The sequence below is a fragment of the Rhizobium sp. 32-5/1 genome, assembly GCF_029537235.1.
GTDB lineage: Bacteria > Pseudomonadota > Alphaproteobacteria > Rhizobiales > Rhizobiaceae > Pararhizobium.
Genome location: NZ_CP120638.1, coordinates 921,376 through 935,794 on the forward strand (window position 1 = coordinate 921,376; position 14,419 = coordinate 935,794).

Here is a 14,419-nt window from a genome sequence, read left to right on the forward strand (position 1 = left end):
ACCGCGACGATCGTTACCGCGACAGCCAGAAACAGCGTGCGGTTTTGCGCCTGCCGTTCGGCTTTTTTGCCTGTCCAGTCATAGTTCATGGGCGTGATCCCGTCAGTGGAGATCACACTATATGCGCGACAGCTTGCATGAGCCTCTCCAATCGTCGCGCTCTGCTTTGCCTTTAAAGAGCTGAAACGTCTGCTTCCTGAAACAAAAATCCCCGACATCGCTGCCGGGGATCGTAGTTTGCAAAGAAGGAATTACGCGGCGGCTTCGTAAAGCTCCAGCACGTAATCCCAGTTGACCAGGCTGTCGACGAAGGCTTCGAGATACTTCGGACGGGCATTGCGGTAGTCGATGTAATAGGAGTGTTCCCAGACGTCGACGCCGAGGATCGGGGTTGCGCCGTGGACCAGCGGGTTCTCGCCGTTCGGGGTCTTGGAGATTTCGAGCTTGCCGCCCTTGACCGAGAGCCAGGCCCAGCCCGAACCGAACTGGCCGACGCCGGCCGCGATGAAATCGGCGCGGAACTTGTCGTAGCCGCCGAGATCGGACTTGATCGCCGCATCGAGCTTGGCCGGGAGAGCCGTGCCACCGCCGCCCTTCTTCATCCACTTCCAGAAGTGAAGGTGGTTGTAATGCTGGCCGGCATTGTTGAACAGCGGCTGGTTGGTGCCGTAGGACTTCTTGACGACCTCTTCGAGCGAGAGACCGGCGAGACCGGCTTCTTCCGCCAGCTTGTTGCCGTTGGTCACGTAAGCAAGGTGATGCTTGTCGTGGTGATATTCGAGCGTTTCGCGCGACATGAAGGGCGCAAGCGCATCGTAATCGTAAGGCAGGTTCGGCAATTCGAAAGCCATGGTGGTCTCTCCTTTGTGGTGAATTCGTGACTTCGGTAGGTCGTCACGACGGAATTCCATGAGGCGGAACATAGGCACCGGCTTGCCAACAGGCAACCGCCACCATCCCAAAATTCGGCCTGTCGCAGGAAAATACTTTCACGCACCCTCGCCGGCTAAGATCGACCCCCGGCACAGAAATGTCATGATCCTCGCCCAGTGTCCACGGCACTGAAAAGACAGGAATTACAAGGAGACACCATGTTGCGTTTGACCCGCATCGCCGCCACGCTCGCTGTTGCAAGCCTCGTTCCAGCAGTCGCCTTCGCCTCTTCCGATGGCGCCTGGGAGGAGATGCGGGCCGATGTGTCAACGAAATGCCTGGCGGCCGTCGCCGACAGCATCGAAAACCCGAAGGCGGTCGTCGATCCCTTCGGCTCCGAGCGTTTCGGATTGGCGCTCATCTCCGGCAAGCCGAAGGGCGCGGACGGCACTGTCACCTATATCTGCGTCTACGACAAGCAGACCAAGGCCGTCGAAATCGGTAGCGAACTCACCGAGGATGTGATGAAAGCTGCGCAGTAGGCTATGGTTGACGGCTGACACCCCTCTGCCAGCCTTCATTTCGTCCACATTGTAATGGTTTGTTAACCGGCAACCCTCCGGAGAACAGACCATGGCGCTTGGCGCATCCCACCGATTGCAGGACGGCATCGTCGCCGTCGAGACGATGACGCGGTTTGCGCTGGCTGTTCTGGCGCTGGCGTCGGGCGTCTACACCTATCTCGGGGTGCGCTCGATCCTCGACGGATCGGCGACCTCGGTCTTCTTTGCCGCGATCATCTATGCCAGCGCCGTCTCCGTCGCGATCTATGCCTTCTGGAGCTACATGGCGCGGTTTTATCCGCATGTGACGGGGGCTGCCGGTCGCGGTGCGATGATCGGCGTCATGGCGCTGGGCTGCATGATGATCATCGCCATGTCGAGCTGGCTGAATGCGGCGGCGCTTGCAGGCTCCGCGGCGCTCGAACAGCATCTTGCCGAAACGCTGGAGGACTATACCGCCGATCTCGACCAGGCGCATCAGAACGCGCTCGCCGCCCAGAGCCTGTTGCCCGACATCCAGCGCACGCAGGAGCGGTTCCAGCGGCTGTCCGATCAGGAGCGTGAAACCGGCGCGTTGACCGGGACGACCGGGGCCGGAAGCGTCGTCCAGCTCCTGTCGCAGATGGCAGCCCAGCTGAATGAGCTGCAGACCAACATCACCACATCGCGCGAGCGCGTCACCACGCTGTTCGACGAGGGCCGCAAGCATCTGGAGACGATGCGCACGCTGGTCTCGGCACCGGGCGCCATCGATCCGCGCGCCGACCAGTTTTCGGCGGAGGTTGTGGCGCTGTCCGGCGTGATCACCTCGCTGGAGCAGACCTCGATTGCGCCCTCCGTCAAGCGCGCCGCCGACGATCTATCGCTCGGCTTTATCGCGCCGGTGGCCGACGGCCAGGCGGCGGATCTGGCAACACGGCAGGACCAGGTGATGGAGACGATCCGCTCCTCCGTCGCGGCGCAGAGCAAGGTGTTGTCGCAGGCGGCCGACGAGATTCTTGCCCGCCCGCCGGTGGCCGACCGGCGCTTCGTGCCTCTATCCTCGGCAGAAGCCGTTTTGCGTTATGCCGGTGATTTCATCCCGAGCTGGGCCGGCGCGATTTCGATCGACCTTCTGCCGGCCGTGCTCGTCTTCATGCTGTCGATCGTGCATGCCTCGCTGCGCCGGCAGGAACAGAGCCTGCCCTTTGCCGAGCGCATTACGGCGGCCGAGCTTCTCGAGGCGCTGCAGGTGCAAAAGGCGCTTATGGCCAATGGCGTCGATATCGAAACGGCGCTTGCCGAGGCCGAACAGCGCGAACAGTCCAACATCGCCAGTTTCGATCTTTCGGGCAAAACCCCGCGCAAGGGGCCGCCCGCATGAGGCTGCAGACCGCCGGACACCGGATCAAGACCTATTTCCTGACGGCCGATGATGGCGCGCTGATGCGCCACGCCTTCCACATCCTGCTGGCAGCGTCCGTCGTCTTTGTCGTCATCGACTGGCGGGAACTGGGACTGGAGGCGAGCACAACGCCTGCCTACGATCCGACACAACCGGCGACCGATCCGATCCTGCCGCCGGCGCTGACCGAGGGCGAGCCGGATGCCAGTCCCGCCGAGATCACCTCGTCACCGGAGACCCTGAAGCAGGCGATCCGCTTCGAACTTCGCCCCGGCGGCGTGCTTTCTGCCGATGGCGCCATCGATGCCGGAGCAGCGGCGCGCTTTGCCACTGAGATTGAGGCGCGCGGCGAATATGTGAAGACCGTCCAGCTCAACTCGCCCGGCGGATCGGTCACGGATGCGCTCGCCATGTCGAAACTGATCCGCGAAAAGCAGATCGGCACGCTGGTCGCAAAGGGCGGGCTCTGCGCCTCCTCCTGCCCGATCGTGCTTTCCGGCGGTGCGACACGCACGGTAGAGGCCGATGCCGTCGTCGGCGTACATCAGGTCTTCAACGGCTCGCGGGACAAGCTTTCCCCTGAGGTAGCGATGTCGCAGGCGCAGAGCACCACCGCCGATGTCAGCCGGCATCTCGAACAGATGGGCATCAAATCCGGCCTCTGGCTGCACGCGCTGGAGACCCCGCCCGACCGGCTCTACTACCTGACGCAAAAGGAAATGGCGGAGTTTGCGCTGACCACAGAGGCCGCGCCCGTGGCGTCCGCGGAGACGAAATGATCGGCCGCCGGACGAACTTTTGAGGTCCGTCCGACAAGCGCTCAGAATCACCCCAAGTTTGCCGCGAGATTGTCGATGATTGCGGTCCAGCCCTTTTCGTGGCCGTTGCGCGAACCCTCGCTGCTGAATTTCACATGGTGCAGGGTGATCGCGGTCGTACCGGGCTCAGGCTCGGCAAAGTCGATGGTCACCACGCTGTCGCTCAGCGAATGCGGCGATTCCCAGGTGAAGGACAGGCGCGAATAGGGGTCGATTTCCAGATAGGTGCCCGCATGCGGCACTTCCTTTTCGGGCGTGATCATCACGATCGAAAAACGGCCGCCCTTGACCGGGTCGTTGCTGACCCTGGATGGTGCTGCCCCGCCCGAGGGCGGTGCCATGAATTTTGCCAGCATATCCGGAGAAAGCCAGGCCTTGAACACCTTTTCGCGGGCGGCGGCGATGGTGCGGTTTACAGTCAGTTCAAGCTCGGTCATCTCTTCATCCTCAAAAATGAGTGCAGTTTCGAGCGCCGCAAGGCGCAGTTCCCAGATGGACTTCAACTGCGCGAACCAGCCCTCAGTCAGCTTCAAGGGTTCGAGCTCGGCCGCGATGAAATGCTCGCGGCCCAAAGTCCGGCGGGTGACCAGTCCCGCCTCCTCCAGCACCTTGATGTGCTTGGAAACGGAATTCAGCGACATGTCGAAATGGGCGGCGAGCGCCGTCACTCTCAACGCGCCCTCCTGAACGAGCAGCGTCAAGATCCGTCGCCGGGTCGTATCCCCGGCGGCCTTCAATATGCGTGACAGAAATTCATCGTCCATTTATTCACCCTATCAGTTGAATATATCGGGCCCGCTGAATAGTCAACCACTCGGGTGAATAATTGTCGCCAAACAAACGGCAGAGCCCCCGGATGCGTTAAAAATTGGCTTTATCCCAAACCGTGCCTGTACCGAAAACCGAAATTCCGTGTCATCATCCGTCCGCCACTCCCTTATTCTTGCGCCGCGCGATAACGGCAGACTGCCCGCATTTTTGAATCCACTGTTTTTACAAGGAAGCTTTTCATGGCCAACCCGATGTCCACCCTTGGCATAATTCACACCATCATCAGCGTCGCGCCTGTTGTCGCGGGCTTTTACAGTTTCGTGAAATACGGCGCCATCCGGCCGTCGAGCGATGCCGGGCGCATCTATATGATCACGCTCGTCCTGTCGGTGCTGACGTCCTTCGGCCTGTCGTCCACCGGCGGCTTCAATGCAGGACACGCCATCGGCATCATCGCGCTTCTGGCGCTGGCCTTCAGCCTGATCGTCGGAAAAGTCGGCCTGTTCGGCCGGCTGACGCCCTATCTACAGGCCTTCAGCATGTCCTTCACCTTCTTCCTTTTGATGGTGCCGGGCATCAACGAAACACTTTCGCGGCTGCCGCCGACGAGCCCGATTGCCAGCGGCCCGGATTCGCCTGTTGTCCAAACCACGCTGCTCATCTGGGTCGTCGTCTTCGTAGCCGGGATCTGTCTGCAGGGCTGGATGCTGCGCAAGCGGCCGGGGCTTTTGGCAGGCGCCTGAGCGCCCACCGCTGTCCCCCGCCCCTGTCCCTTGTGACGGATCAGAAATCCGACGGCATCGAACGGGCCCAGTCCATGTAGAGGTCTTTTGCCTTGGCTGCGATCGGGCCGGGCTGGAGATCACGGTTTTCAAGGCGCGTCACCGGAACCACCTTGGAATAATTGCCCGAGGTGAAGATCTCGTCGGCGCTTTCAAAATCGGCAAGCGTCAGGCTGGTTTCGACAATTTCGAAGCCGGCGCTCGCCAGCAGCGTGATGACGCGCGAGCGGGTGATGCCGGCGAGGAAGGTGCGGTTGGCGGCCGGCGTGAAGACAACGCCGTCCTTGACCATGAAGACGTTGGACGAGCCCGTTTCGGCGATATTGCCCAGCATGTCGCGGACCAGCGCATTGGAAAAGCCGCGGGCGCGCGCCTCGATCAAGATGCGGCCATTGTTTGGGTAGAGGCAACCGGCCTTGGCGTCGGTGGGCATGCACTCGATGGTCGGGCGACGGAACGGCGAAACCGTCAGGCTTTGCCCGCTTGGTCCTTCTCCCATCGGCGCCTCGAACAGGCAGAGCGCGAACCGGGTTGAATCCGGATCGGCGGCGACGACGCTGCCGGGCATGCCATGTTCGGCCCAGTACATCGGCTTGATATAGATCGCCGTCTGGCCATCGAATTTCTTTACCCCTTCCCAGGCAAGCGCCTCGATGTCTTCGCCCGAGACAACAGGCTTCAGGCCGAGCGCCAAAGCGGAGCGGTTGACGCGCTGGCAATGCAGGTCAAGATCCGGCGCGATACCGTCAAACCAGCGCGCGCCATCGAACACCGTCGAGCCCAGCCACATAGCATGCGAGGTCGGGCCGATCAGCCGGGGATTGCCCAACAGCCACTCGCCATCGACATAGGTCCAGGTATTGGTGCGGGGGATGTATCAACGGCCATGACGGTCTCCTTTGTCTTCGATCCGCTCTCATAACCCGAAAAACCAGAACAGGGGTCAATAGGTCCATCAAAAAATGTCATGGGGCTGCAATCTGGATTGCCCTTTCGGCGTCAGATAGTCTGCAGACCATGCAGCAGTATGGAAAGACAGTGGACAGCGTCGCGAGAGGCAACAGTGAAAATGCGCAGCAAGTGAACACGCGTCTGCTGACAGAAAACGATCTTGAGCATTTGCGGCACATTCGCCTTGAGGCACTGCGCGTGAATCCGGATGCGTTTGCAAGTTCCGAAGCAGACTGGCTGAGGATGACGGATGCCGAGTGGCTCAGGCATATCCTGGAAAATCGCATCTTCGTGGCATTTCGCGACACGTCGCCCGTGGGAATTATGGGTTTTTCCCGTCAGCGCGCCAGCAAGATGCAGCATCGAGCGACCGTCATCATGGTCTATGTCCGACCGGACGAGCGCGGCTTGGGAACGGCACACACATTGTTGGATTTTTTGACTGAACACGCTCGTGCCGTCGGTATACGGCAACTGGAACTGGCTGTTCGGGCGGACAATCAACCTGCATGCCGTTTTTATCACCGCGAAGGCTTTTCCCAGATCGGCCGCGTGCCGGCAGGTTTATGCCAGGACGGATGCTACATCGACGAAATCCTGATGGCCCGGCGGATCGATGATCCCTGCCCCCATCCCTTTCAAGCGACAAGGACCACACACCATGAAAGCAATGTATTACGACGCCTTCGAAAAGCCGCCGGAAATCCGTACTCTGCCCGATCCGACGCCGACGGATGCAGGCGTGGTGATCAAGGTCGAGGCGACAGGGCTTTGCCGCAGCGACTGGCATGGCTGGATGGGGCATGACACCGATATCAAGCTGCCGCATGTGCCGGGCCACGAACTGGCCGGAACCATCGCCGCCACCGGAAAGGGCGTGATGCGCTACAAGGTCGGCGACCGGGTCACCGTGCCCTTCGTTTCCGGCTGCGGCCGCTGCGGCGAATGCCATTCCGGCAATGCCCAGGTCTGCATCGATCAGTTCCAGCCGGGCTTCACCCATTGGGGCTCTTTTGCCGAATATGTGGCGATCGACTATGCCGACCAGAACCTCGTCGCTTTGCCGGAAAGCCTCGACTATGCGACGGCTGCCAGCCTCGGCTGCCGCTTTGCAACGTCCTTTCGCGCCGTGGTCGACCAGGGCCGGGTTCGCGGCGGCGAATGGGTCGCGGTGCATGGCTGCGGCGGCGTCGGCCTGTCGGCGATCATGATCGCCACGGCGCTTGGCGCCAACGTCATTGCCATCGACATCTCCGCCGAAAAGCTTGCCTTTGCCCGCGAGATCGGCGCCGTCGCCGTGATCAATGGCCGTGATGTGCCTGACGTCGCGGGTGCCGTCGAGGAGATCACCAAGGGCGGCGCGCATGTGTCGATCGACGCGCTGGGTTCGCCCGTCACCTGCTTCAACTCGATCAAGAACCTGCGTCGCCGCGGCCGCCATGTGCAGGTCGGTTTGATGCTCGGCGAGCAGGCGACGCCGCAGATCCCGATGGCGCAGGTGATCAGCCGCGAACTGGAAATCTATGGCAGCCATGGCATGCAGGCCTGGCGCTACGAGGCCATGCTCGCCATGCTGGAAACCGGCAAGCTAGCGCCGCAAAAGCTGATCGGACGCCATATCAGCCTTGAGGAGGCGGTACCGGCGCTGATGGCGATGGACGGAGCCACCGATCTCGGCATCAGCGTGATCACGCGGTTCTAGCGCGACCACAGGATTGAAATTCCCTCAAAACGTGTAATTATGAAATAATACACAATCGTTTTGAGGGGAGCGATCCGTGGCAAAGACCCGATTCATTCTGTCGATCGATGGCGGCGGCATTCGCGGGCTCATTCCTGCCGTCGTGCTGGCCGCCCTTGAAAAGCGGCTCGACGGCCGCCCGCTGCACACCTGTTTCGACATGATCGCCGGCACCTCGACCGGCGGCATCATTGCCGCCGGGCTGACCTGCCCGCACAAGGACGACAAGATGCAGGCGGCCTGTACGCCCGCCGATCTGGTGTCTCTCTACAAAAACGAAGGTTCGGAGATCTTTTCGCGAACGATCTGGTCAAGCGTCATCAATATCGGCGGCTGGAACGACCAGCGCTACGATGCCGACCCTCTGGAAGAAAAACTCGTGCGGATTCTCGGCAAGAAGGCGCGCCTCTCCGATTGCCTTGAGGGGACGACCGTGCTGATGACGGCCTATGAGATCGAGGCGCGCTGCGCGGTCTTCCTCACCAATGCAGACCCGGAAAACTCGAACTATCTCTACTGGGAAGCGGCGCGGGCGACCTCGGCGGCGCCCACCTATTTCGAGCCGGCGCGGCTCACCAATCCCAATCATGCCAAAAACAAGCTGCCGAAAATACTCTCTTTGATCGACGGCGGCGTCTTTGCCAACGATCCTGTGCTCGCCGCCTATGTCGAGGCGCGCAAGAAAGGCTGGGAGAAGAACGGCGACACAGTTGTCATCCTGTCGCTTGGGACAGGATCGCAGAACCGGCCCTATTCCTACCAGGAGGTCAAGGATTGGGGTGCCGTCGGCTGGATCAATCCGGCCCGCGGATCGCCGATCATCTCGATCCTGATGCAGGGACAGGCCAGCACCGCCGCCTACCAGGCCAACAAGCTCCTCAACGAAAAGCCTCCGTCGATGAAAACCCTGTCGACGGCCGTCACCACGGACAATGCCGCCGGCCTCAACTATTTCCGCATCGACGGGCCGCTCGATGACGGCAATGACAATCTCGACGATGCCAGCGCGAAAAACCTCGGCAAGCTGGAGGACATCGCCAACGGCTTCATCAAGGCCAACCGGTTGGCGCTCGATACCGTGGCCGCCCGCATCAAGGCGGCGAAGTTCGCTTAGGAACGGAGGTACCACGCGCTCGCCCAGACATTTTCCGCTTCCAAGCATCCTGCGCTGCCGCTAATTTACGGCACGAGGAATCAACGGGACGGACCCATGGCATCGGCGGCGGCACTGGCTCAGGCGACAGAACTCTATGCAGCCGTGCTGGATGGCAATCCCATCCACCCCAATGGCTGGCCGATCCGGATCATCGTCACTTCGCAGACGGAGGCCCGGCACAACCGGCAGGCATGGGCGCCGAGCCATCTGATCTCCATCCGCGCGCCGGGCACCAAGCTCCTGTCGATGATCGACATTGCCGCGGAAAACCACCTGGAACTGTTGTTCGGCGATGTCACCGACCCTGACGAGCGGGAGGCGGCGCGGCCGGAGGCGATCGAGAAGACCTTCGCCTTCATCGACAGCCTGCCGGCGGACGCCAATCTGCTGATCCACTGCCTGCGCGGCATCGGCCGCTCGACGGCGCTGACGCTCGGCATTCTCGCCCGCTACATGGACCCGGAAGAGGCCGCAGCGACGTTGCATGCCCTGCGCCCGGAAGCCAAGCCCAACCGCCACGTGGTCGGCCTTTGCGACACCGCACTTGGGCTGAAGGGCCGGCTGGCGAAACAGGCGCTGCGCTTTCCCGCCAAGGTCTGGAAGCCCGGAAAGGGCTGAAACCTTCTCGCAAGAACGAAGGAGTTTAAAACTGCGTCTCAACCAAGTGACCGTGACAATGCCGGACCTGGAGGCAGGATGGAAGTTTTACCGCACCCTTGGTCTCAAACCGGTGGTCGATGCAAGGCCGCGATATGCGCGTTTTGTCTGCCCGGATGGCAATAGCAGCTTTTCTTTGCATCAAGGTCAGGGCGGCGCTGGCGGAACCACTATGTATTTCGAATGTGACGATCTGGATGCGACAGTAGGCGTGCTGGTCAATGCGGGAATTGTCTTCGCCTGCGGCCCCGAAGACAAGAGCTGGCTCTGGCGCGAGGCCGAGCTTTTCGACCCGGGCGGCAATCGCGTCATCCTGTATCATGCCGGATCCAATCGCATCGACCCTCCCTGGAAGGTTCTTCCAATTGAATGATCCACACATTTCTTGATTTTTGCACTACCCTTGAAGTCCCGTTCGCCGCCCTGGAGAAGGCTAGGGATGTGACTGCAAGCCAGGGAGAGACACACGATTGTGCAGCGCACAAAAATTTGACATGATGTGCCTCAACAACCGCGGGCAAGCGGTGGAACGGTGGGAGGCTTTTTATGTCGCATGCAGCCTATGTTTTCGATGCCTATGGCACGTTGTTCGACGTGCACGCGGCTGTGCGGAAGCACAGCGTGGCGCTCGGACCGCAGGCGCAGGCCTTTTCCGATCTGTGGCGGGCCAAGCAGCTGGAATATTCCTGGGTGCGCTCGCTGATGGGCGCCTATGCGGATTTCTGGGTGCTGACCGAGCAGGCGCTGGATTATTGCTTGGCGACATATCCAGAGATCGACCGGGCCTTGAAGCCGGCGCTTCTCGACGCCTACTGGACCCTCGACTGTTATCCCGAAGTTCCCGCGGTGCTGAAGGGCCTGAAGGATGCCGGCGCGCGCATCGCCATTCTCTCCAATGGTTCGCCGGCCATGCTTGCCTCGGCGGTCAAGAATGCCGCCCTCGACATCATTATCGACGACGTCTTTTCGGTCGATACGGTCAAGGCGTTCAAAACGGCGCCTGAAGTCTACGATCTGGTAACGACGCAGTACCGGCTTTATCCGCAGGCCGTGTCCTTCCAGTCATCAAACCGCTGGGACATTGCCGGCGCCACCAAATTCGGCTTCCGCACCGTCTGGATCAACCGCGCCAACAAGCCTGACGAATACATGGATTTCGGGCCGTCGCTAATCCTGCCGACGTTGGATAGCCTTTGAGGCGCGAGCCTAAAAGAGCCCTCAATGATAGGTATTACCAGTCTCGCGGAGCATTTTACGGTCGACTTACTATGACGCGCCTAGACGACGGTATAAAAATGGATATATTCGCATAAAATGACAATACTATCAAAAATTGTCCGTGTTATATACTTAGTAATTTGGCTTTTTTATTTTATCTCGCCCACGCAACGGACTATAAATATGGAGTTTTATTCGTAGTCATGACTTTGATCATAAGCGTCATCATTGCGCGAAACAAGTAAGGGGAGCATCGCCTTGGCCTGGTCCGCAGCGCAATATCTGAAATTCGAGGATGAACGCACCCGCCCTGCCCGCGATCTGCTGGCGCAGGTGGCGGAACCGGCAGACGGCATGCTCTGCGATCTCGGCTGCGGGCCGGGCAATTCGACGCAACTGATCGCGGAGCGTTTTCCCGACCGCACCGTCGCCGGCATCGACAGCGATGACGACATGTTGCGGACGGCGAAAAGCGCCTGCCGGGATTAAGCTTTCACAAGGCCAATCTCGAACAGTGGGAACCCGAGGCGCCTGCCGGGCTGCTCTTTGCCAATGCCGTCTTCCAGTGGGTGCCGGACCATCTCCACGTCCTCGATAGGCTTATGGATTGGCTCTCTCCCGGCGGCACACTCGCGGTGCAGATGCCTGATAATCTCGATGCCGACAGCCATGTGCTGATGGAAACGGTTGCCCGCTCACCACGCTGGCAGCGGGCCTTTGGAGGTTTCGCCGTTCCCCGCGCGCCCCTTCCCGCCCCGTCCGCCTATATCGAAACGCTGGGCCGGACGGCTGCCCGGGTCGATGTCTGGCATACGACCTACTATCACCAGTTGGAAAACGCCGCGGCCATCGTCGACTGGGTGGAGGGTACCGGCCTTCGCCCTTATCTCGCGCACCTGCCGGATAGTAACCGCGACGCCTACCGCGCCGATTATCTCGAAGCGATCCGCCAAGCCTTTCCGACTATCGCGGATGGTCGGGTTCTCCTTCCATTCAAGCGGCTCTTCGTCGTTGCGATAAAAGCCGGCTGACAAGCTCCACGCATCACGAACAAAACGCGCATTTGCGCGTTCTGGCTCCGAACATTCACGAAGGAGCCTCAGATGAGCGACATGACCCTTTCAGACCTGTCCGAGAAAATGCGCGATATCGATATCGCCATGCTTTCGACCCACACCGATGGCGGCGCCATTGCCGCCCGGCCGATGAGCAACAACCGCGAGGTCGACTACGACGGCTCCTCCCATTATTTCACCTGGGAAAAATCGCGCATGGTCGATGACATCCGCGAGGATCCCAAGGTATCGCTGACATTCCAGGGCAAAAAAGCCTTTTCGATCGCCGTCGAAGGCAAGGCAAAACTCTCGACCGACAAGAAGGACTTCAAGCAGCACTGGACGCCCGACCTCGACCAATGGTTCGAAGACGGCATCGACACCAAGGGCGTCGTGATGATCACCGTCAAGGCGACGCGCGTGCACTACTGGGACGGCGAGGACGATGGCGAGATCAAGCTGAAGACGTCGTGATCGAGGCGTTGGTGAGACGCTTTCTCTTCTCCCCACCGGGGAGAAGGTGGCGCGAAGCGCCGGATGAGGGGACGGCTGGCCCTGAAATCGACGCCCCTCATCGCCTCGCCTGCGCTCGGCACTTCTCCCCGATGGGGAGAAGAGAGACTGACAACCCTCAGCCCCACCTCACCCGCAAGCCCTCTCAGCCTCCTGCAGCGCCCTGATCTCGCCGGCCACCAGTTCCTGAAGCCTCCAGAGGTTGCGGTCGCGGATCCCGAGGTCTTCGAGGTGCGAGACGGTGTTGTAGAGATATTCAGCGCAGGAGCCCATATGGCCACAGGCGCGTGCCAAGACCTTGGCAACCTCGTCGAGCGGGCGGCCATTGGTGGTTCGCGGCGTGCTGCCGACCCAGAAGCCGAGGGCGGTGCGGCTTTCGAAATCGCCTTTGACCGGGAGCCAGCGGACGGAGCGCAGGCTTTCGCGATCGCTGATTTCCCGGCGCAGCATCCGCTCGATCTGGCCGATGCGATCGGCATCCGGCAGCCGGTAAATGACGCCGTCGCAGCGGCCGCCGCGGGCAAGCGCCATCATCAGGCCTGGCTGCGAGCGGGAGCCGCGCCAGCGGTTGATTTCCAGCGTGAACGAGCGGTGCCAGCCGAAGGCCGTGGCGCGGGCGGACTCGACATGCTCGAATTCCGGTTTCCAGATCAGCGAACCATAGGCAAAGACCCAGAGCGGATCGTCGCCGCTCTCAGCCGCCAGCCGCTCGGCGACAGTGCGATAATCCGCATCCGTCATCGCCGTCCAGCACCCGTCCGGCCCCGGATCCGCCTCGTCCCGGTGGCACAGCGCCACCAGATCGGGTGCCAGAGCCATCTGCCTGCTTCTCGACATGAACCTTCTCAGACTTCGTCTATGCAACTATCCGGATTGCGCGGGAAGCGCATTCCATCCAGAGAGAGTGCCAGAGCGAGCAACGCTGTCAAGGTGAATTGTGCAACGCAGCAGACGCTGCTGCCTCAAGACCGATCGATGCGGGCCACCAGAAAGTCGATGAAAGCGCGGATGCGGGTGGCGAGATGATCGTGGCCGGCAAAGACGGCGTGGATCGTTTCGCGGTCCGCCGGGCGATGGGCCTGCAGGATCGGAACGAGGCGGCCGGCATCGACATCGGGCTGGACGTGGAAGGCGCCGATGCGGCCGATGCCGAGGCCATCGAGACAAAAGCGCCGCATGACGAAACCGGAATTGACGAGCAGCGCCGGTTCGAACGGGCGCTGGATGGTGGCGCCGCTCTCCGGGTCGAGAAACGGCCATTCGGTGCGCATGCCCGGAATGTTGAAGCCCATGCAGTGATGCCGGGTCAGATCGTCAGGCGTTTCCGGCGTGCCATGTTTTGCGAGATAGGCTGGCGAGGCCACCAGCAGGCGGTGGCTGTCGAGCAATTTGCGCGCCTTCAGCGACGAATCGCGCAGCGCGCCTGATGAGCGGATGGCGATGTCGGTGCGGTCCTCGACCAGATCGCTGACGCCATCGGTCAGGGAGATGTCGAGCAGCACATGCGGATAAAGCGCACGAAACTCGCCGACCAGCGGCAGTATGTAGCGCTCGGAAAACGCCATCAGCGCGCTGACGCGCAGAAGACCCCGCGGCACCGTGCGCGCCCCGCCTGACACCAGCCGCTCCGTCTCGGCGATGTCCGACAGGATGATGCGTGCCCGCTCCAGATAGACCTCACCCTCCTGCGTCAGTTGCAGCGCCCGCGTGGTTCGCACCAGAAGCCGCGTGCCCAAGCGATCCTCAAGCCGCGTCACCAGCTTGCTGACAGCAGAAGGTGATAGTTTCAACTTGCGGCCGGCCGCCGAAAAACTCTGCAGCTCCGCCGCCGTCACGAAGACGTCCATCTCGCCCGCCCGGTTATCCATTGCCGCCTCTTATGAATTCAGTTCACAGCTATTTATCCATTACATCGGATAGCGAGGCAAGTCTTCCTT

At 61.1% G+C, this 14,419-nt stretch carries 14 protein-coding genes and 3 pseudogenes; 12 read left to right on the forward strand and 5 right to left on the reverse strand.

Features of this window, described 5'->3' with window-relative positions:
• Window positions 1-251: 251 nt before the first annotated feature.
• Window positions 252-851: a superoxide dismutase gene (locus tag P6U16_RS04805; protein WP_277702812.1), complete on the reverse strand. Its 600-nt coding sequence runs from the start codon at window positions 849-851 to the stop codon at window positions 252-254.
• A gap of 240 nt (window positions 852-1,091) precedes the next feature.
• Between P6U16_RS04805 and P6U16_RS04810 the strand changes: the two genes are divergently transcribed.
• From P6U16_RS04810 to P6U16_RS04820, 3 genes are all read left to right on the forward strand, one after another.
• Complete coding sequence (locus tag P6U16_RS04810; RefSeq protein ID WP_277702813.1) at window positions 1,092-1,415, forward strand: hypothetical protein; 324 nt, start codon at window positions 1,092-1,094, stop codon at window positions 1,413-1,415.
• Window positions 1,416-1,506: 91 nt separating this feature from the next.
• The gene (locus P6U16_RS04815; RefSeq protein ID WP_277702814.1) at window positions 1,507-2,799 is read left to right on the forward strand and encodes a hypothetical protein; all 1,293 of its coding nucleotides are present in this window, start codon (window positions 1,507-1,509) and stop codon (window positions 2,797-2,799) included.
• Window positions 2,796-3,599: an ATP-dependent Clp protease proteolytic subunit gene (locus tag P6U16_RS04820; protein ID WP_277702815.1), complete on the forward strand. Its 804-nt coding sequence runs from the start codon at window positions 2,796-2,798 to the stop codon at window positions 3,597-3,599. The genes P6U16_RS04815 and P6U16_RS04820 overlap by 4 nt, the downstream gene beginning before the upstream one ends.
• Before the next feature lie 47 nt (window positions 3,600-3,646).
• Here P6U16_RS04820 and P6U16_RS04825 read toward each other — a convergent pair whose 3' ends face one another.
• Entirely contained in the window at window positions 3,647-4,402 is a 756-nt protein-coding gene (locus tag P6U16_RS04825) for a metalloregulator ArsR/SmtB family transcription factor (protein WP_277702816.1), read from the reverse strand.
• A gap of 246 nt (window positions 4,403-4,648) precedes the next feature.
• Between P6U16_RS04825 and P6U16_RS04830 the strand changes: the two genes are divergently transcribed.
• Complete coding sequence (locus P6U16_RS04830; protein ID WP_277702817.1) at window positions 4,649-5,152, forward strand: hypothetical protein; 504 nt, start codon at window positions 4,649-4,651, stop codon at window positions 5,150-5,152.
• A gap of 40 nt (window positions 5,153-5,192) precedes the next feature.
• Here the strand turns inward: P6U16_RS04830 and P6U16_RS04835 are convergent.
• Window positions 5,193-6,079, reverse strand: a pseudogene (locus P6U16_RS04835) (branched-chain amino acid aminotransferase).
• 192 nt (window positions 6,080-6,271) lie between these two features.
• On the opposite strand from P6U16_RS04835, the pseudogene P6U16_RS04840 reads away from it, so the two are divergent.
• The 8 genes and pseudogenes from P6U16_RS04840 to P6U16_RS04875 all read left to right on the forward strand — a co-directional run.
• Window positions 6,272-6,763, forward strand: a pseudogene (locus P6U16_RS04840) (GNAT family N-acetyltransferase); the annotation flags it as partial.
• Window positions 6,764-6,803: 40 nt separating this feature from the next.
• Complete coding sequence (locus tag P6U16_RS04845; RefSeq protein WP_277702818.1) at window positions 6,804-7,844, forward strand: zinc-dependent alcohol dehydrogenase family protein; 1,041 nt, start codon at window positions 6,804-6,806, stop codon at window positions 7,842-7,844.
• 76 nt (window positions 7,845-7,920) lie between these two features.
• Window positions 7,921-8,997, forward strand: coding sequence for a patatin-like phospholipase family protein (locus P6U16_RS04850; RefSeq protein ID WP_277702819.1), 1,077 nt, complete (start codon window positions 7,921-7,923; stop codon window positions 8,995-8,997).
• Between the two features lie 96 nt (window positions 8,998-9,093).
• Window positions 9,094-9,657: a phosphatase gene (locus P6U16_RS04855; protein WP_277702820.1), complete on the forward strand. Its 564-nt coding sequence runs from the start codon at window positions 9,094-9,096 to the stop codon at window positions 9,655-9,657.
• A 31-nt stretch (window positions 9,658-9,688) separates the two neighbouring features.
• Window positions 9,689-10,069 (forward strand): VOC family protein, encoded by a 381-nt coding sequence (locus P6U16_RS04860; protein ID WP_277704011.1) that lies wholly within the window; start codon window positions 9,689-9,691, stop codon window positions 10,067-10,069.
• A gap of 173 nt (window positions 10,070-10,242) precedes the next feature.
• The gene (locus tag P6U16_RS04865) at window positions 10,243-10,893 is read left to right on the forward strand and encodes a haloacid dehalogenase type II (protein ID WP_277702821.1); all 651 of its coding nucleotides are present in this window, start codon (window positions 10,243-10,245) and stop codon (window positions 10,891-10,893) included.
• A 279-nt stretch (window positions 10,894-11,172) separates the two neighbouring features.
• Window positions 11,173-11,945: pseudogene (tam, locus tag P6U16_RS04870) on the forward strand (trans-aconitate 2-methyltransferase).
• Between the two features lie 72 nt (window positions 11,946-12,017).
• A complete protein-coding gene (locus P6U16_RS04875) occupies window positions 12,018-12,443 on the forward strand; it encodes a pyridoxamine 5'-phosphate oxidase family protein (RefSeq protein ID WP_277702822.1) in 426 nt (141 codons plus the stop codon).
• A gap of 168 nt (window positions 12,444-12,611) precedes the next feature.
• Here the strand turns inward: P6U16_RS04875 and P6U16_RS04880 are convergent, their stop codons facing one another.
• Window positions 12,612-13,301: a gamma-glutamylcyclotransferase gene (locus tag P6U16_RS04880; protein WP_277702823.1), complete on the reverse strand. Its 690-nt coding sequence runs from the start codon at window positions 13,299-13,301 to the stop codon at window positions 12,612-12,614.
• 143 nt (window positions 13,302-13,444) lie between these two features.
• Window positions 13,445-14,350, reverse strand: a complete 906-nt coding sequence (locus tag P6U16_RS04885) for a LysR family transcriptional regulator (RefSeq protein ID WP_277702824.1) — start codon at window positions 14,348-14,350, stop codon at window positions 13,445-13,447.
• Between the last annotated feature and the right edge of the window lie 69 nt (window positions 14,351-14,419).